Here is an 18,198-nt window from a genome sequence, read left to right as displayed (position 1 = left end):
GTCGTTGCCCGGCGGCCTGCCGATGGCGGCTCGAAATGCCTGGGCGCGGGCCTTTCGATGGCCGACCATGCTACCAGAAACGCGCCCGATCGGGGCACTCCCGCCCGTTGCTAGCCTAGAGCGACCTCGCGGGGCTCATAAGTCCGAGTATTTCAGTCAGGATTGTGCCGCCCGGCGTTTTTGCATACCATTAGGGCAAATCACCGTATTGTCTTGATGGGGCGAGATTCATGAGCGAGAACATCCAGATCACCGATAGCGCCCAGGATTACCTTGCCGAGCTGCTCGCCAAGCAGAACGTCGAGGGGATCGCGGTGCGCATCTTCATCACCCAGCCGGGCACGCCGTATGCCGAGACCTGCCTGGCCTACTGCCGTCCCGGCGAGGAAGAGCCCAGCGACGAGCGCCTGGCGCTGGACAAGATCACGGTCTTCCTCGACACGCACAGCGTGCCGTTTCTCGAGGAGGCGGTGGTCGACTTCAATGCCGACCGTATGGGCGGGCAACTGACCATCAAGGCGCCCAACGCCAAGATGCCCAAGGTCAACGCCGACAGCCCGATGGAGGACCGCATCAACTATATCCTCTATAGCGAGATCAACCCCGGACTGGCTTCCCATGGCGGTGAAGTCAAGCTGATCCAGCTGACCGAGGAAAACATGGCCATCCTGCAGTTCGGCGGCGGTTGCCAGGGCTGCGCGGCGGTCGACCTGACCCTCAAGGAGGGCGTCGAGAAGACCCTGGTCGAGCGCATCCCCGAACTCGCCGGGATCCGCGACGTCACCGATCATACCGATACCACCAACGCGTACTATTGATCGTGATCGCCGCGTCCCACGGGGATCAGTCGCCAGGTAGCGTAGCCAACAGAAGTAATCAGTAAAAAGAGGTTCATCGCATTTTACCGGGAAATGCGGCACAGATCATCGCGAACAAGCTCCCTCCCACAGCCCCCTGCCAGTTAGTTTGTCCTTGTGGGAGCGAATTTATTCGCGATGGCGGCGGGCACTGTATCTCCCCGGCCATGCCGGGCGCCTGCGGCGCCAATCGGGAACAAGTTCCCTCCCTCAGGAGTCCCCATGCTCCAGTGGGCCATCCAGGCTGGTTTGCCTGGCAGGGAGTTTATTCCCAATAGCGGGGTCTTGACGTTTCACGCTGATCCGCGAAGAACCTGAAAAGAGCCGCCCGGGCAACGGGGCGGCTCTTTTGCGTCCGATCATGGCTGTGCGAGCAGCCCATCAATAGACGAAGGGCGGCAGGTTGACCCGGGCCAGGCGCGCTTCGGCATCCTGCAGGCGTTCGCGGAGCTGCGCCACGACCTTGTCGTTTTCAGCCCGATCGTCGGCGTATTGTCGCACCCGGCGCTCGCTTTCGCTGAGCGCATCCTCGGCCTTGTTCAGCGACCACTGTGTCTCGCGATGGCTGGCCTGCTCTTCGTTCAGCGCACGCCGGGTGGCTTGTCTGTCCTTGTCGGCTTCGGCGAGGCGCTTTTCGAGTGCGTCGATACGCTGCTGCTGATTCTTTTCGCTGCGCTGCCTTTCCTGACGCGCCTCGTCGAGCAAGGCCATCAAGCGCGCTTCGGCCGCCTCGTGACGCTGTTCTTCCTGCTTGAGCTGCTCGCTCCAATACTCGTCGCGCGCCTTCAAGGCCGTCTGGTGCTGGGCCTGCTCGTCGCGTAACGATTGCCGCGCCTCGCCCGCCTGACGCTCGGCCGCCGCCAGCCGCTGGTTCAGCTCGTTCTCGCGCTGCTCGGCGGCCTGTTGCACCGCCTCGAGGCGCGCGATCAGTGCGCTGTGCTCCTGCAGCCGCGCCTGCGCTTGAAGCCAATGTTCGTTGATCGCCGCTTCGCGCTGAAGGGCATCCTCGGCTTCGCGCCGCGAACGCTGCGCCTGCTCCCGCGCCTCTTCGACCAGTCGATCGGCTTCTTCGCGATAGTGACTCAGGCCGTCGCTGGCGTGCTGCTGCGCCTGTTCCCACAGCGAGTGCACGAGCGTTTCGACGGGCTCGGGAATGTCCTGCCAGGTGGGCTGGTCGCGGTTGGCGTCGCGCTGCTCCCGCCATTCGCGAAAGTGCTCGCTGATGGTGGTGAAGCTCCCGGTGCCCAGCACATCGCGAATCTTCTGGATCCCCGGCGCCTCGCCGCGCTTGAGCAGCACATCGATCGCTCGCTGGACATCCTCGAACTGCACTCCGCTGCGTGCCATGACGGTCTCCTCGCTGTTATATGCGCCTGGTTCAAGCGACCCACTTGCTTGGCCGATCGATTTTAACCCAATGCCGCGTGTTTGCAGCATCATCCATTTGATACATATTACGTAATATGGATAATACACTATCTTGCGTGCTGATAACTTCATGGATCGCCGGGGCAGGGCGATAGCGGGATCGCCACCCGCAGCCGCCCGAGCGCTGGATAGGACCGCCTCGCCCACGCAGCCATCTCCAGTGGCGCCCGTTTCGCCGGCCGTTGTCGGCGGCCAGTCGCCGGCAGAGCCTGGTCATTCTGCAGGGGATGTTCGCCTCGCAGGGGGGGGGAGGCATACCGCGCTGACCCATCAGGCGCAGGCCGGCGTGGAACTGCGCTATCTGGCCAAGACCGCGCGTCACTCGCGACGCGATACCACCGCCCGCTACCTGCATGCCGAGGCCGACGAATGGCGGCAGCAGATAGCCGCCCATCGCCTGGGCGAGCAGTGAGCATGGCGGACGCCGCCCGGGCTGAGACGTTATAATCAGCGCTACGACCGATCGAGGAGAGATCATGAGCGCTCAACAAGCCCAGGCCGAGCTGATCGAGGAATTCGGTCTGTTCGACAACTGGATGGACCGTTACCAGTACATCATCGACATGGGCAAGCAACTGCCGGCGTTTCCGGAAGAACTCAAGACCCCGGAGACCAAGATCCAGGGCTGCCAGTCGAACGTCTGGATTCACCATGAAAGCCGCGCCGATAGCGTGCATTTCGAGGCCACCTCGGACGCTGCCATCGTGTCGGGGCTGATCGCGGTATTGATGCGGATCTACAACGATCGTCCGGCCCGCGAGATCGTCGCCACTCAGCCGACGTTCCTCGAGGAACTGGGGCTCGACAAGCACCTGTCGCCGACCCGTTCGAACGGCCTGCACGCGATGCTCAAGCACATCTACGCGGTCGCCGAGCAGCAGGCGGTATCGGGCTGATTGCGTGATCGAAAGGCGCAAAGGCCGTCTAGCGAGTGTCGTTCGCTTCTGAGGCGGTCTCGTCGGGCACCGGCTGGCGGCAGTCCGGGCACTCCGGCACCGGATCGATGCCCCCGGCATGCCAGGGGTGGCATTTGGCGATGCGCTTGAGTGCCAGCCAGCCGCCCCGGGCCGGACCATGCAGGCGCAGCGCCTCGATCGCATAGTTCGAGCAGCTCGGCCAGAAACGACAGCGCGGGCCGAGCAGGGGGCTGATCAGATATTGATAGCCGCGCAGCACTACCAGCAGCAGCGCGGTCGAGATGTTTCGCAGCAGGCGAGCCATGCGCTTAGCGCTTGTCGCCATTGCGGTAAAGCGTGGCCGGATCCACCAACGGCGCGGCGTCGATCTCGCCGTCTTGCGCATCCAGGGCGATATAGAAGCAGCTGCGTCGACCGGTATGGCAGGCGGGTCCGCGCTGGTCGACGCCGAGCAGCAAGGCGTCGCCATCGCAATCCAGCCGTGCGTTGACGAGGCTCTGCACCTGGCCCGAGGTCTCCCCCTTGCGCCATAACTTCGCGCGCGAGCGCGAAAAGTAGCAGACTCGCCCGCTGGCCAGCGTCTCCTCGAGCGCCTGGCGGTTCATCCAGGCCATCATCAACACTTCGCCGCTATCGTGCTGCTGGGCGATCGCCGGGATCAGGCCGGCGTCGTTCCAGCGCACGGCATCGAGGAGTGCGCCGGTGTCCAGGCGCTCGCCCGGCGGGGCGGATTCCAGGGACTTGAACAATTTACTCATGAGGTTCCGTTACGTATCTGGCGTCGCTTGCGTGCAGAGAATTGCGTGCAGCGAACCGAGGTCTTGCCGGCGGCTATCGGGACTCGGCCGGCGCCAGCTGACAGGCATCGCAGATGCCCAGCAGCTCGATGGTCTGGCGATCGACGCGAAAGCCGAGCCGCGCGGAACGCTGGCTGAGCTGCGCGCTGACCTCGTCGAGGTGCAGCTCCTCGACCCGGCCGCAGTCACGACAGATCAACAACTGAAAACCGTGACGGTACTCGGGGCAGGGGCAGGCGACATAGGCGTTGAGCGATTCGATACGATGCACCAGACCCTGTTCGATCAGAAAGTCGAGCGCGCGGTAGACCGTCGGCGGCCGTGCCGCGGCGTGTACTGCGGCCAGCTTGTCGAGCAGGTCATAGGCCTTGAGACCGCCAGGCGAGGCGCAGATCATTTCCAGCACGCGCCGGCGAATCGGCGTGAAGCGTACGCCTCGCTGGTGGCACTGGCGCTCGGCCTGCTGGGTCAGGGTCTGAGTGTCGGGCATCTACAGCGCATCGTTAATCGTGGAAGATCGAGTCTACGCCTCTGGGCGATGAGCGGCCAGGCGCGACAGCGTTGTCGCTCGGGGCTGATTCGTCGACAAGCCTGTGTGGAGGCGCTGTGAATACCTCCCTGTACGCTACCGACGCCATCCATGGTGTCGGACCTCCTCTTCGGCTTATTTCCGGCGCCCCTCGTCAGTTCAACTGCGATTGCCCTGGGTGAAACTGCCAGTATCGAGCGAGCCCCGCGCCGTTCGCGCGGGGCTCGTGCTCAATGGCCGGGCTGTGCTTCGCGACCGGCATCGCGGAGCGCGTTGTGATCGCGGGCCAGCAGGATGTAGAACGCCGGCAGCACGAACAGTGTGAACAGCGTGCCGATACCCAGGCCGGAGGCGATGGTCAGGCCGATGTCGAAACGGCTGACGGCGCCGGCGCCGGTGGCGATCAGCAGCGGCACCATGGCGACGATCAGCGCCACTGAGGTCATGATGATCGGCCGCAGGCGAATCGTCGCCGCCTCGATGACCGCCTGGCGCTTGTCGAGGCTGCGCTCGTGCTGCAGCGTGTTGGCGAACTCGACGATCAGGATGCCGTTCTTGGCGACCACCCCGATCAAGGTGATCAGCCCGACCTGGGTATAGATGTTGACCGTCGATACGCCGAGCGTGATGAAGGCCATCGCGCCGGCCACCGACATCGGCACCGAGACCAGGATGATCAGCGGGTCGCGCCAGCTTTCGAACTGCGCGGCGAGGACCAGATAGATCACCAACAGCGACAGGAAGAAGGTCAGAACCAGGCCGCTGCCCTGACTCATCAGCTGCCGCGAGGCCCCGGCGTAGTCCACCGAATAGTTCGCGGTGAGGGTTTCTGCCGCGCTCTGGTTGAGCCAGGCCAGGGCATCGCCCAGGGCCACGCCGGGGCGCGGCACGCCTTCCAGGGTCAGCGCGTTGAGCTGCTGAAACTGGGTGCGCTTGGACGGCTCGACGCCGCGTTCGAAGCTGACCAGGCTGGCCAGCGGCACTTGGCGGCCCGAGTCGGCGGCGATGTAGTAATTCTCGATCATCGAGGCGTCGAGCCGGTAGGCTTGGTCGACCTGCGGAATCACCTTGTAGCTGCGGCCTTCCATGCTGAAGCGGTTGACGAAGCCTTCGCCAAGCAGCGTGGCCAGCGCCTGACCGACGTCGGCCATGGTCAACCCCAGGTCAGCGACGCGATCACGGTCGACCTGGATGCTGGTCACCGGCCGGTCGAGGTTGATCGACTTGCGCAGGAAGGCGAAGTTGCCGCTGGCCATGGCCTTGCCGAGCAGTTCATCGGCGGCGGCGTTGAGCTCCTCGAAGCTATTGGCGGTGGTCAGCACGAACTGGATCGGCAAGCCGCCGCTCGAACCGGGCAGGGAAGGGCGCGCGAACGCCGCGGTCTGCAGCCCGGTCACCCGACCCAGAGCCGCCTGCAGGTTCGGCATGACCTCCATCTGCGAGATGTCACGCTGGCTCCAGGGCTTCATCTTGAAACCGCCGAATACCGTATCGGCGCTGGTGCCGCCAAGGATCATGAAGGTTTCGTCGTAGCCGTCGATCTGTTCGGCCTCGGCCTGTATGTCGTTGGCGAAGCGCTTGAGGTAGTCCAGCGTCGCGGTCTGCGGCGCCGTCCCCTGGAAGAAGATGATGCCCTGGTCTTCGGTCGGCGCCAGCTCGTTCTGACTGGTGATGAACATGAAATAGATCGACGCCAGTACCACCACGGCGAAAACGACCAGCACCGAGACCGTTTCCAGTGCCCGTGAGAGCATGGCGCGGTAGCCGTTGGCCAGGCCATTGAAGGTGGCTTCGACGCCACGTTCGAAACGCGACGGATTGCCGTGGGGCTTGAGCGCCTTGCCGGCCAGCATCGGCGAGAGGGTGAGGGCGATGATTCCCGAGATCACCACCGCACCGGCCAGGGTGAAGGCGAACTCGGTGAACAGCGAACCGACCAGCCCGCCCATGAAACCGATCGGCGCATAGACGGCGACCAGCGTGGTGGTCATGGCGATGATCGGCGTGGCCATCTCGCGGGCGCCGTTCAGGGCGGCTTCGAACTTGCTTTCGCCGGCCTCGATGTGGCGGTGGACGTTCTCGACGATGATGATCGCATCGTCGACCACCAGGCCGATCGCCAGCACCATCGACAGCAGCGTCAGCAGATTGAGCGAGAAGCCCATCAGCAGCATCACGAACGCGGCGCCGATCAACGACAGCGGAACCGCCACGGCGGGTATCAGCGCCGCGCGGAACGAACCCAGCGAGAGAAAGATCACCACCAGCACGATGACCAGCGCCTCGGCGAGCGTCTTGATCACTTCGTTGATCGAATCCTCGATAAATTCCGAGGCATCGTAGGGCAGCACCACGTCGAGCCCGGTGGGCAATTGGCGGCGAATCTCCGGCATCGTCTCGCGCACGGCCCGGGCCACATCCAGCGGGTTGGCGCCCGGCGCCTGCTCGATGGCCATGAAGCTCGCCGGCGTGCCGTTGTACCAGGCGGTGCTGTCATAGCTTTCCGCCCCCAACTCGGTGCGGGCGATATCGCGCAGCCGCACCAGGTCGCCGTCGTCGTTGCGCACCACCAGATCCTCGAACTGCTCGGGATCGCTGATATCGGTGTTGGCGGTCAGGTTGACGGCCACGAATTCGCTGCGCGTCTTGCCGACGCCGGCCTGGTAATTGTTGCTCTCGAGCACCGCGACGACCTCTTGCGGGGTAACGTCGAGCGCGGCCATGCGCCGGGGGTCGAGCCAGATGCGCATGGCGAAGCCCTGACCAAAGATGCGCGCCTTGGCGACCCCGGACAGTGCCTGCAGCTTGGGCTGGACCACGCGGGTCAGATAGTCGGTGATCTGCGGCACCGGCATCTCGCCGGAATAGAACGCCAGATACATCAATGCCGTCGAGTCGCCGGTCGAGGACTCGATGACCGGACTCTCGGCGGCTTCGGGCAATACGCTGCGCTGACTCGCCACCTTGGCCTGGATTTCGGCCAGCGCGGCATTGGCATTGTAGTTGAGCGTCATGTTCACCTCGATGGTCGAGGCGCCTTGAATACTCTGCGAATTGATGTAGTCGATGCCGTCGGCCTCGGCGATGGCCTGTTGCAGCGGGGTGGTCACGAAGCCCTGCACCAGTTCGGAACTGGCTCCGGGGTAGGCCGTGGAGACCGTGATCACGGTACTTTCCAGTTGCGGGTACTGGCGCACTTCCATGTCCATCGCGGCGCGCAGGCCCATCAGCAGAATCAGCAGGCTCACCACGGTGGCCAGTACCGGCCGATGAACGAAGATGTCGGTGAACTTCATCAGCCCTGCGCCTCCGCGTTCGACGCCTCGCTATCGGAAGCCGGTGCGCCGCCATTCGCATTGCTCGCCGCGTCCGCGCTATCCTCGCTGGCTCCTTTGTCCTTGATCTGAATCGGCTGACCGTCGCGCAGGCGCAGCTGGCCGGTGGCGACGACGCGATCGCCGGGCTCGAGCCCCTGGGTGATCTCCACCTGGTCGCCACGCAGGCGGCCAATGCTGACCTGGGTGCGCTGGGCGATCGCCTGGCCCTGGTCGTTCTCGACGATCTTGAAGACGTAATCGCCATAAGTATTGAAGGCGAGGGCGGTACGCGGCAGCGTCGGCACGCTGACGCTGTCCGGCGCCAGGGTGCGGACGTCGGCGAACATCCCCGGGCGCAGCAGCCGCTCCGAGTTGGTGAGCTTGGCCCGTACATCCAGCGTCCGACTGCTTTCATCCACGGTCGGTGCCACGGCCTCGATCACGCCGTCGAACGCTCGCTCGGGAAATGCCGCCACGCGAACCTCGACCTGGCGACCGGCCTGGACCTGGTCGAGTTGCTTCTCGGCCACGCTGTAGTCGACGTAGATCGGGTCGAGCATGTTCAACTCGACGATCGGCGTGCCGACGGCGATGTATTCGCCCAGATCGACCTGGCGCAGCCCGACCACGCCATCGAACGGGGCGCGGATGGTCTTCTTGTCAAGCTGCGCCTGTTGCTGTGCAACATCGGCCCGTGCAGCCTGATAATTGGCCTGGGCCTCGTCATATTGCGACTGCGAGATAGCGTTGCGCGGCAGCAGGTCGGAGTATCGCCGGAACGTCTCGTTGGCTAGCCGGGCCTGGGCTTCCAGAGCAGCCAACGCGGCCCGGTCGACGCTGTCCTCGAGCTTGATGAGGATATCGCCACGCGCGACGCGCTGGCCGGATTCGAAGGCGATTTCGCTGACCACGCCGGCGACTTCGTTGGAAACCGCCACGCCATTGATTGCCCGCAGCGAGCCGACCGACTTGATCTGTGGTCGCCAGGCTTCGGTGTCCAGGGCGGCGCTGTCGACCAGCGTCGGTGGCTGGGCCTGCGACATCTGTTCGCCCCTTTTCTGCATTTGCAGAAACTTCCAGCCGAAGATCCCTCCGAGAATCACGGCCAGCAATACCAGGACGACGATCATGCGTGTGGCGGTTTTCATGCGCGGTTTTCCCGAATTCTCTTAATCTGCCAGCGGAGCCAAGATGAACGCTAACCGCGTATCATGCGAGCAACGCACAACAAAAGCCAGTAGTTGAAAATCGCAATGAATCGACGCGGCCTGGCAGGCAAGGGGGAAATTGCCGCACGGCGAGGAGCATGGGAACGGGCGGATCAGATGCGATTCCCATGATTTTAACATAATATATATTATGCGAAATCAAGTGCCTGGTTGCTGGGGCCGCGGATCACGCTCTTCATACATCATGACTCGCGCAACCGACTCGACCCGATCCCGGCACCGCTTTCCTTGATGCCAGGACAAGACGGCCCCGCCGGATGCGGAGCCGTCCTGTCCTGGTCAAGGCTTCTTGCCGAGCTGGCGATTGGCTCAGAGCTCTCCGGAGGGTGCGTAGGAGCCATCGTCACGGTGATCTTCGTTGCCGGTCAGCCCGGGGGTGAACACACAGGCCAGCACCAACGTCTCTGAGGCGCGCAGCATGTGATCGTCGTGCTGGTCGAGGATGTAGATATCGCCCGGACCGATCGGCCAGAGCTTGCCGTCGGCCAGCGTCTCGACTTCCCCCTTGCCTTCGATGCAATAGACCGCTTCGAAGTGATGCTTGTAATGGATATGGGTCTCGGTACCGCCGAAGATCCGCGTGATGTGGAACGAGCATTTGCCGCCATCGTCGGCAAGAGACAGCCGCGTACTGTCCCAGTTGCCATTCGCTGCGGTAACCAGCCGGTCGGTCTGGCGCGCTTCCTCGAGATTGCGAACGATCATGGTGATCTCCTTGGTATGACAAGCCGACGGGGTGTCGACGGGTGACTGAGTCACCATTCGCCGACTCGCTGCGAGCGGCGCGATGGTGACGCCAGAGTATCAGCTGAAGGCCTGGCGGGTACTGGATTCCAGGATATCGAGACCTTCGAGCAGGTCCTCGTCGGTAATCGTCAGCGGGCACAGGCACTTGACCACTTCGCCATCCTGGCCGCTGGTTTCGATGATCAGGCCATTCTCGAACGCCTTGTGGGTGATCTTGTCGGCGATCTCGCCGCTGCCCACATCGATACCGCGCATCAGCCCGCGGCCACGCTCGCTGGCTTCGATGCCCTGCTCGCCCAGCCAGGCGGCGATCTTCTGGAAGCGTTCCTCGACGATCCGGCTCTTGCGCTGCACGTCACGTTCGAAGACATCGTCGCTCCAGTACTTGCGCATCGCGGCGGCGGCGGTCGTGAAGGCCAGATTGAAGCCGCGGAACGTGCCGTTGTACTGACCGGGCTTCCACTTGTCGAGCTCGGGACGCATCAGCACATGCGCGAACGGCAAGCCATAGCCGGACAGCGATTTGGAGTTGGTGACGATGTCGGGCGTGACGCCGGCGTGTTCGAAGCTGAAGAACTTGCCGGTACGCCCGCAGCCTGCCTGGATGTCGTCGACGATCAACAGGATGTCATTGGCCCGGCAGATGCCTTCCAGACGCTTGAGCCATTCGAGGCCGGCCACGTTGATGCCGCCCTCGCCCTGCACCGTCTCGACGATTACCCCGGCCGGCGTATCGAGACCGCCGGACTTGTCGCCCAGCAGCTTCTCGAAGTAGTCCAGCGTATCGATCGCCTCGCCCATGTAGCCGTCATAGGGCAGGAAGGCAGCGCCCTGGGTGGGAATGCCGCCGGTCGCCTCGCGGAACTTGCGATTGCCGGTAGTGGCCAGCGCGCCCATGGTCACGCCATGAAAGCCATTGGTGAAGGTGACGATGTTGTGACGCCCCTTGGCCACCCGCGCCAGGCGGATTGCCGCCTCGACGGCATTGGTGCCGGTCGGCCCCGGCAGATGCACCTTGTAGTCGAGCCCGCGGGGCTTGAGAATCACTTCCTCGAGAGCCTCGAGATAGTCGCGCTTGGCGGCGGTCCAGAAGTCCAGGCCGTGAACGATGCCGTCCGACGCCAGGTAATCGACCAACGCCTGCTTGATATGCGGATTGTTATGCCCGTAGTTGAGCGTGCCCGCGCCGGCCAGAAAGTCGATGTACTCTCGGCCGCTCTCGTCGGTCAGGCGGGCATTCTGCGCCTTGGTGAAGACGACAGGAAAGGAGCGCGAATAGGTTCTGACTTCGGATTCCATGCGTTCGAGAATCTGTGTGTGCATTACGACCTCCGGGTCGATAGAGAATAGAAAAAAGTGACGTGTGATGACGTGACGTCCAGACGCTGGACGTCATAAAGAGACAGAGCCGATCTCAGCACAATCGATCAGATGCGCTCGGGATCGAATGGCCCGATGCGCACCAGATTTTCCGGGTCGTGCTCGCCACCGAGCTGGTCGGTGGAAAAGTACTCGCGGCTGTTGAGCGGTGCTTGCCAGCGATCGGCGAGACGTTTGAACAACCCCCACGACGCCTGGTTGTCCGGCGTGATGGTGGTTTCCATATGCCGCACCTGAGCCATTTGCGGGCGCCGCATCACGGCCTCGACCAACCGCCGGGCAAGCCCCGTGCCACGCGCCTTCTCGCCGACGGCGACCTGCCACAGGAAATACGTGTCCGGCGCGTTGCGCTTGGGATAACCCGAGACGAAGCCGACCACCTCGCCCTCCTCGTCGGTGGCAACGGCACAGCTGTCACGAAACTGGGTCGCCAACAGCAGGTAGGCATAGGCGGAGTTGACGTCGAGCGGCGGGCAGGACTTGACAAGTTCGTAGATGGCCCAGCCATCGTCGGTGGTGGGCTTGCGAAGGAACAAGGGGTTGTGATCATGACCCACTATGGCATCGGCGACGCTGGGCTTCGCCAAATCGGCCGAGGGGATGAAAGGCTGGGATGTCATGTTCATGAGTTCGGTTCGCCGTTGCGAATTTTAGGAAGAATTTTAACAGGCACTTAGCGATTAATCAAAGAGTCGGTTATCAGTCTTGATGCACTCCATAACGCATGATTATCAATCGGTCAAATGATTATCTACCGCAAGTCTAGTCCAATCAGGCACGCTTATCGGGCAGGGATCCCGGAAGGATTCGAACGCCTCGGACGAGCTGACGTGGCGCAAAAAGCACGGGCCACCCAAGGGTGGCCCATTTTAGAACACGGCGGCCTTGGTGGCTCTTGTAGCCAAAGGCCGCAGGCAAGTGTCGCCTCAGCGTCGGCTGGGCGTACGCATGGTGACGAACTCTTCGGCGCCGGTCGGGTGTATACCGATCGTGGCGTCGAAGTCGGTCTTGCGCAGCCCCGCGCGTACGGCGATGGCGATGGCCTGGATGACCTCGCCCGCCTCTTCGCCGACCATGTGCGCGCCGACGACACGGTCGCTGGTATCGTCGACGACCAGCTTCATCAGGCAGCGCTCGTCGCTGCCCGAGAGGGTGTGCTTCATCGGCCGGAAATCGGCGGTATAGATGCGCACCTCGCCGAAGTCGGCACGCGCCTCCTCCTCGCTGAGCCCCACCGTGCCGATATTGGGGTGGCAGAACACCGCGGTGGCAATGTTCTGATAATCCAGCGGCCCCGGTGGATTCGAGGTGAAATGGTGCTGCACCATGTGCATGGCCTCGGCCAGCGCCACGGGGGTCAGCTCGGGGCCGCCGGTGACGTCGCCGAGCGCGAGTATCGAGGGAATCGACGTCTCGTAGCGCTCGTTGACCTTGAGCGTGCCGTCGGAGTTGAGCGCGACATCGAGCTGATCCAGCCCCAGCCCGGCCAGCTGCGGGCGTCGGCCGGTCGCCGCGAGCACGGCGTCGACTTCGAGGGTCTCGCCGTTGGTCAGCGTCACCTGAAGGACATCGCCCTGTTTTTCGATGGCCTCGATGGTCGTTTCGAAGTGCAGGTTGACGCCTTTCTTGCACATTTCGTCGCGGGTGAACTCACGGACTTCATGATCGAAGCCGCGCAGGAACAGTGCGCCGCGGTAGACCAGATGCGATTCGCTGCCCAGGCCGTTGAAGATGCTGGCGAACTCGACGGCGATATAACCACCGCCCAGCACCAGGAAACGCCTGGGAAATTCGGCGAGATCGAATACCCGATTGGAATCGATCACATGCTCGTTGCCGGGAAAATCCGGAATCCACGGCCAGCCGCCGACCGCCACCAGGATCTTCTCGGCACTCAGCATCTCGCCATTGACCTCGACGCGATGGTCATCGACGACCTTGGCGCGGGCGTTGATCAGGGTCACCCCCGCGTTATCGAGCAGCCGGTTGTAGATACCGTTGAGACGCTTGATCTCGGCGATCTTGTTGTCGCGCAGGGTGGCCCAGTCGAAGCGCGGCGCTTCGGGCAATTGCCAACCGAAGCCGGCGCTGTCATCGAAGGCTTCATGGAAGTGCGCAGCGTAGGAATAGAGTTTCTTGGGTACGCAACCCACGTTGACGCAGGTGCCCCCGAGATAGCGGTCCTCGGCGATGGCAACTCGGGCCCCGGTCGCGGCGGCGGTACGTGCGGCACGCACGCCCCCCGAGCCGGCGCCGATGACGAACAGATCGTAATCGTACTCAGCCACTTGCTTCCTCTCCTGTCTACTTATTGGCGGCGATGATAACAGCCGTGTCGGCTTGCCGGGAGGCCTCCTTGCCATTGACCCTCTCTATGGCGTTGATAAAGAATGCTAGCCGTCGAGCGGCCTGACCATAAGGAGTCCCCTATATGAAAACCGAAATGAAGCGTCTGCTGGAGCGCAACCGCGACTGGGCAGAAAACGTGCGTCGCCAGGACCCGGACTTCTTCGCGCGTCTGTCGCAACAGCAGAATCCGGACTATCTATGGATTGGCTGCTCGGATAGCCGGGTTCCCGCCAACCAGATCATCGATCTTCCCCCCGGCGAGGTCTTCGTCCATCGCAACGTCGCCAACCTTCTCCAGCACAACGACATGAACGCCCTGTCGGTGGTCCAGTTCGCCGTCGACGTGCTCGAGGTCAGGCATATCATGGTGGTCGGCCACTATGGTTGCGGCGGTGTCAAGGCAGCGATTACCGGCGGCGAATTCGGCATGGTCGACTATTGGCTGCACTCGATACGCGAGCTCTACAGCCGTCATCGAGACAGCCTCAAGGACTTGCCGCTCGACACCCAGGTCGACCGCATGTGCGAGCACAACGTTCGCGCTCAGGTCGCGAACCTGTGCCAGACCAAGATCATCCAGCGCGCCTGGCTGCGCGGCCAATCGCTCGCCGTGCATGGCTGGGTCTATGGGCTCAGCGACGGACGCGTCAGCGATCTCGATTGCACCATCGAAGGCCTCAATCAGGTCTCGCAACTCTACCGCGTCGACCGCATCGAACCGACGACACCGACGGACTGAGCATGCCGTGCTCGGGCTGACGGCAAGGCATCATCGAACGGGGTGGCGAGTGGCGTGAAATGTAAGTGCCATACGCGACACGCATGACGCCTGTCGGTTTTTCGATTGTCCCGCTCCGCCCCGCTCTCTATGGTGATACAGGGACCCAAGGGTCATACAACGAACAATCAACCATTTCGGGCTTTGACATGATTCATAAGAAAACACTGCTTGCCACCCTGGTGGGTGCCTCGCTATGCCTGCCCATGGCCGCAGCCGCCAAGGACGTCACGGGTGATGGCAAAGACCTTACCTTGCGCGTCGCCTACGACGCCGACCCTGTCTCGCTGGACATTCAGGAACAGCTGTCCGGTGGAATACTCCAGCTATCTCACCTGACCTTCGACCCCCTGGTGCGCTGGAATCAGGACCTGCAGTTCGAGCCGCGCCTGGCCACCGGCTGGAAACAGCTCGACGACACCACGCTGCAGATGAACCTGCGCAAAGGCGTCAAGTTTCACAGCGGCAACCCTTTCACCGCCAAGGACGTCGCCTGGACCGTCGAGCGCCTCAAGCGCAGCGCCGATTTCAAGGCGATCTTCGAGCCGGTCGAGAGCGTCGAAGTGGTCGACGATTACACCATCAATCTCAATACCAAGAAGCCCTATCCGCTGCTGTTGAACCTGGCCACCTATATCTTCCCGATGGACAGCGAGTTCTACAGCGGCAAGACCGAGAACGGCAAGGACAAGAGCGCGATCGTCAAGAACGGCAACTCCTTCGCGTCGCGCAACGTCTCGGGAACCGGACCCTATACCGTCACCCAGCGTCAGCAGGGCGTGAAGGTCGAGTTCGAGCGCTTCGAGGGTTACTGGGACAAGCAGTCACCGGGCAACGCCGATCATATCGTGCTGACTCCGATCAGCGAGAATGCCACCCGTGTAGCCGCCCTGCTCTCCGGCGACGTCGATTTCATCTCGCCGGTGCCGCCCAACGATCTGGAGCGCGTGCGCGCGGCCGAGGGCGTCAAGCTGGTGACCATGTCCGGCACCCGGATCATCATGCTGCAGATGAATCAGGAGCGCGTCGAGGCCTTCAAGGATCCCAAGGTCCGCAAGGCCTTCGTCTATGCCGTCAATCAGCAAGCCATCGCCGAGCGCCTGATGAAGGGCTTCGCCACGCCGGCGGCGCAACTTTCGCCGAAAGGCTACGTTGGGTATAACCCGGACCTTGAGCCGCGCTACGACCTGGAAAAAGCCAAGCAGCTGATGAAGGAAGCCGGTTACGAGGACGGTTTCAGCATCACCATGATGGCGCCCAACAACCGCTACGTGAACGACGCGCAGATCGCCCAGGCGGTCGCGGCCATGCTGGCGCGGATCAACGTCACGGTGGATCTGAAGACGCTGCCCAAGGCCCAGTACTGGTCGGAATTCGACGCTCGCGCTGCCGACATGATGATGATCGGCTGGCAATCCGACACCCAGGACTCGGCGAACTTCTTCGAGTACCTGACGTTCTGTCCCGATGCCGACACCGGCGCCGGTCAGTACAACGCTGGCATGTACTGCAATCCGGAAGTCGATCAGCTGGTGCGCGACGCCAATCTCGAGACCGATCGCGCCAAGCGTGCCGAGATGTTGCAGGCCGCGGAGAAGGCCATCTACGACGATGCCGCCTTCATTCCGCTGCACTGGCAGGACCTGGCCTGGGCCGCCGACACCAACGTCCAGATCGAGCCGGTACTCAATGTCATGAACTTCCCCTACCTGGGCGACGTCGTCATCAAACCGGAATAGGCGCTACCCATCCGCCACTCGCCGGCATCCAGCCGGTGGGTGGCCAGTCGTCGAAACTCACGTCAAGGAAGCGCCCTGGCGGCCGACAGTCGCCCAGGTGCCTTTCGTCTGCCAACAGGGCCCGCAATCCATGATTGCCTTTCTGATCAAGCGCCTGTTTCACGCCTTCCTGGTGATGTTCATCATCAGCGTGATCAGCTTCGCCATCCAGGACAACCTCGGCGACCCCATCCAGCAAATGGTCGGTCAGTCGGTTCCCGAGAGCGAGCGCGCCATATTGCGTGAAGAATTGGGCCTCAATGACCCGTTCATGGTGCAGTATCTGCGCTTCGCCAAGAATGCCATGCATTTCGATTTCGGCTATTCCTATTTTTATGGCGAGCCGACCATCGACGTCGTCCTGCGTTACCTGCCGGCGACGCTGGAGCTGGTGTTCGCAACGACGCTGCTGATCATCCTGCTGTCGGTGCCGATCGGCGTCTACAGCGCCATCAAGCCACGCTCGCCGCTGTCGCGGCTGTTCATGGGCGTGTCGATCGTGGGTATTTCGATACCGGTGTTCCTCACCGCGATCGTGCTGATCCAGATATATGCCATCGGCGTACAGATCACGCCCTTTCCCGCCGATACCGGGTGGGGCAGCTGGCTCAACGGACTGCTGTCCACCGACGGCGGCATGCCCGCCTACGGGCGCGGCGACGTGGTCCCGGTATTCGGAACCTGGAGTACCAACTTCGCCTCGCTGGAAGGCCTCACCTATCTGGTGCTGCCGGCGATATCGCTGGCCTCGATCATGCTGCCGCTGTTCATTCGGCTGATTCGCGCCGAAATGCTCGAGGTGCTGCAGTCCGAGTACGTCAAGTTTGCCAAGGCCAAGGGCATCAGCATGCGCCGCATCTATTTCCTGCATGCGTTGAAGAACACCATGCTGCCGGTGATTACCGTGGGCGGCGTGCAGATCGGCACCCTGGTCGCCTACACCATCCTCACCGAAACGGTCTTCCAGTGGCCCGGCGTGGGGCTGATGTTCCTCGATGCCATCGAGCGCTCCGACATTCCGCTCATCGTCACCTATCTGATGATCGTCGGCCTGATCTTCGTGATCACCAATACGTTGGTCGATCTGATCTACGGTCTGGTCAATCCCACCGTGAAACTCACAGGGAAGCCCGCATGACTACCGCCCCGACTTCATCCTCCACCTCCGCTCCTTCCTCGCGCTGGGCGCGCTTTCGCAGCTCCTACGTGCTGTATAGCTTCAAGCGCGACTGGATTGCCCAGCTCTGCTTCGCCGTCTTCGTCGCGCTGGTGGCCGCGGCGATCCTGGCGCCCTGGCTGTCGCCAATGAATCCCTACGATCTGGCCCAGATCGATATCCTCGCCTCGGAACTGCCACCGTTCTGGATCGATGGCAGCGATCCGCAATATCTGCTGGGTACCGATGCTCAGGGTCGCGACTTGCTGTCGACGATCCTCTACGGGGCCCGCGTTTCGCTGATCATCGGCTTCGGCGCGGTGATTCTGCAGGCCCTGCTGGGGGTGACCTTCGGCCTGCTCGCGGGCTACCTGGGTGGGCGCGTCGACGCCTTTCTGATGCGCATGGCCGATATCCAGCTGTCGTTTTCCACGCTGATGGTGGCGATCATCGTCGGCGCGGTGATCAAGGCCAGCTTCGGCGGCGCCACCTACAGCGAATACGCGGTGTTCATCCTGGTGCTGATCATCGGTCTCGCCGAATGGCCGCAATACGCGCGCACGGTACGCGCCTCGGTGCTCGCCGAGCGCAGCAAGGAGTACGTCGATGCCGCGCGGGTGATGGGTTTTCGCGCCAAGCGCATCATGTTCCGGCACATCCTGCCCAACACCCTGTCGCCGATCTTCGTCATCTCCACCGTGCAGATCGCCAACGCCATCATCTCGGAGGCGGCGCTGTCGTTCCTCGGCCTGGGCATGCCCGAGACCCAGCCGTCGCTGGGCTCACTGATCAAGTCCGGTTTCGACTATCTGCAGTCGGGTTCCTGGTGGATCACGCTGATTCCAGGTGCCGTGCTGGTGGTGCTGGTGCTGGTGATCAACCTGCTCGGCGACTGGCTGCGCGACGTCATGAATCCGCGACTCTACAAGGGCTGAC

Annotated in this window: 17 protein-coding genes and 1 pseudogene; 8 read left to right on the top strand and 10 right to left on the bottom strand. The window is 62.8% G+C overall.

The window, feature by feature from the left end; genetic code table 11:
• Nucleotides 1-230: 230 nt before the first annotated feature.
• Nucleotides 231-818: a Fe-S biogenesis protein NfuA gene (gene nfuA / locus HALZIN_RS0107090; RefSeq protein ID WP_031383534.1), complete on the top strand. Its 588-nt coding sequence runs from the start codon at nt 231-233 to the stop codon at nt 816-818.
• 420 nt (nt 819-1,238) lie between these two features.
• Here nfuA and HALZIN_RS16795 read toward each other — a convergent pair whose 3' ends face one another.
• Complete coding sequence (locus HALZIN_RS16795) at nt 1,239-2,204, bottom strand: DNA-binding protein (RefSeq protein ID WP_035575219.1); 966 nt, start codon at nt 2,202-2,204, stop codon at nt 1,239-1,241.
• Between the two features lie 188 nt (nt 2,205-2,392).
• Between HALZIN_RS16795 and HALZIN_RS18675 the strand changes: the two are divergent.
• The 3 genes and pseudogenes from HALZIN_RS18675 to HALZIN_RS0107075 form a co-directional block, all read left to right on the top strand.
• Nucleotides 2,393-2,521 (top strand): annotated as a pseudogene (locus tag HALZIN_RS18675) (tyrosine-type recombinase/integrase); the annotation flags it as partial.
• Nucleotides 2,522-2,571: 50 nt separating this feature from the next.
• A complete protein-coding gene (locus HALZIN_RS17850) occupies nt 2,572-2,697 on the top strand; it encodes a hypothetical protein (protein ID WP_422723635.1) in 126 nt (41 codons plus the stop codon).
• Nucleotides 2,698-2,761: 64 nt separating this feature from the next.
• Nucleotides 2,762-3,181 carry a SufE family protein gene (locus HALZIN_RS0107075; RefSeq protein ID WP_031383533.1) on the top strand — a complete coding sequence of 140 codons (420 nt, stop codon included), beginning with the start codon at nt 2,762-2,764 and terminating at the stop codon, nt 3,179-3,181.
• Nucleotides 3,182-3,209: 28 nt separating this feature from the next.
• Here the strand turns inward: HALZIN_RS0107075 and yidD are convergent, their stop codons facing one another.
• The 9 genes from yidD to gorA form a co-directional block, all read right to left on the bottom strand.
• Entirely contained in the window at nt 3,210-3,506 is a 297-nt protein-coding gene (yidD, locus tag HALZIN_RS0107070; protein WP_031383532.1) for a membrane protein insertion efficiency factor YidD, read from the bottom strand.
• 4 nt (nt 3,507-3,510) lie between these two features.
• Nucleotides 3,511-3,960, bottom strand: a complete 450-nt coding sequence (gene hisI / locus HALZIN_RS0107065; RefSeq protein WP_031383531.1) for a phosphoribosyl-AMP cyclohydrolase — start codon at nt 3,958-3,960, stop codon at nt 3,511-3,513.
• Between the two features lie 73 nt (nt 3,961-4,033).
• Nucleotides 4,034-4,489, bottom strand: a complete 456-nt coding sequence (locus tag HALZIN_RS0107060; protein ID WP_031383530.1) for a transcriptional repressor — start codon at nt 4,487-4,489, stop codon at nt 4,034-4,036.
• Nucleotides 4,490-4,758: 269 nt separating this feature from the next.
• Complete coding sequence (locus HALZIN_RS0107055) at nt 4,759-7,824, bottom strand: efflux RND transporter permease subunit (protein WP_031383529.1); 3,066 nt, start codon at nt 7,822-7,824, stop codon at nt 4,759-4,761.
• Nucleotides 7,824-8,993, bottom strand: coding sequence for an efflux RND transporter periplasmic adaptor subunit (locus HALZIN_RS0107050; protein ID WP_051907425.1), 1,170 nt, complete (start codon nt 8,991-8,993; stop codon nt 7,824-7,826). The genes HALZIN_RS0107055 and HALZIN_RS0107050 overlap by 1 nt, the downstream gene beginning before the upstream one ends.
• 390 nt (nt 8,994-9,383) lie before the next feature.
• Entirely contained in the window at nt 9,384-9,779 is a 396-nt protein-coding gene (locus tag HALZIN_RS0107045; RefSeq protein ID WP_031383527.1) for an ectoine synthase, read from the bottom strand.
• A gap of 99 nt (nt 9,780-9,878) precedes the next feature.
• Complete coding sequence (gene ectB, locus HALZIN_RS0107040; RefSeq protein WP_031383526.1) at nt 9,879-11,144, bottom strand: diaminobutyrate--2-oxoglutarate transaminase; 1,266 nt, start codon at nt 11,142-11,144, stop codon at nt 9,879-9,881.
• 104 nt (nt 11,145-11,248) lie between these two features.
• Nucleotides 11,249-11,827, bottom strand: a complete 579-nt coding sequence (gene ectA, locus HALZIN_RS0107035) for a diaminobutyrate acetyltransferase (protein WP_031383525.1) — start codon at nt 11,825-11,827, stop codon at nt 11,249-11,251.
• A 300-nt stretch (nt 11,828-12,127) separates the two neighbouring features.
• Nucleotides 12,128-13,489 carry a glutathione-disulfide reductase gene (gene gorA, locus HALZIN_RS0107030; RefSeq protein WP_031383524.1) on the bottom strand — a complete coding sequence of 454 codons (1,362 nt, stop codon included), beginning with the start codon at nt 13,487-13,489 and terminating at the stop codon, nt 12,128-12,130.
• 143 nt (nt 13,490-13,632) lie between these two features.
• On the opposite strand from gorA, the gene can reads away from it, so the two are divergent.
• From can to HALZIN_RS0107010, 4 genes are all read left to right on the top strand, one after another.
• On the top strand, nt 13,633-14,289 hold the full coding sequence (gene can, locus HALZIN_RS0107025; RefSeq protein WP_031383523.1) for a carbonate dehydratase: 657 nt from the start codon (nt 13,633-13,635) through the stop codon (nt 14,287-14,289).
• 188 nt (nt 14,290-14,477) lie between these two features.
• On the top strand, nt 14,478-16,067 hold the full coding sequence (locus HALZIN_RS0107020; protein WP_031383522.1) for an ABC transporter substrate-binding protein: 1,590 nt from the start codon (nt 14,478-14,480) through the stop codon (nt 16,065-16,067).
• A gap of 130 nt (nt 16,068-16,197) precedes the next feature.
• Nucleotides 16,198-17,244 carry an ABC transporter permease gene (locus tag HALZIN_RS0107015; protein WP_031383521.1) on the top strand — a complete coding sequence of 349 codons (1,047 nt, stop codon included), beginning with the start codon at nt 16,198-16,200 and terminating at the stop codon, nt 17,242-17,244.
• The gene (locus tag HALZIN_RS0107010; RefSeq protein WP_031383520.1) at nt 17,241-18,197 is read left to right on the top strand and encodes an ABC transporter permease; all 957 of its coding nucleotides are present in this window, start codon (nt 17,241-17,243) and stop codon (nt 18,195-18,197) included. Before HALZIN_RS0107015 ends, HALZIN_RS0107010 begins: the two co-directional genes overlap by 4 nt.
• Nucleotide 18,198 lies beyond the last annotated feature (1 nt).

Source organism: Halomonas zincidurans B6, assembly GCF_000731955.1.
In the GTDB taxonomy this organism is placed as follows: Bacteria; Pseudomonadota; Gammaproteobacteria; order Pseudomonadales; family Halomonadaceae; genus Modicisalibacter; species Modicisalibacter zincidurans.
The sequence above is the reverse complement of the archived record's forward strand: the minus strand, read 5'-3'. Positions and strand labels throughout refer to the sequence as shown.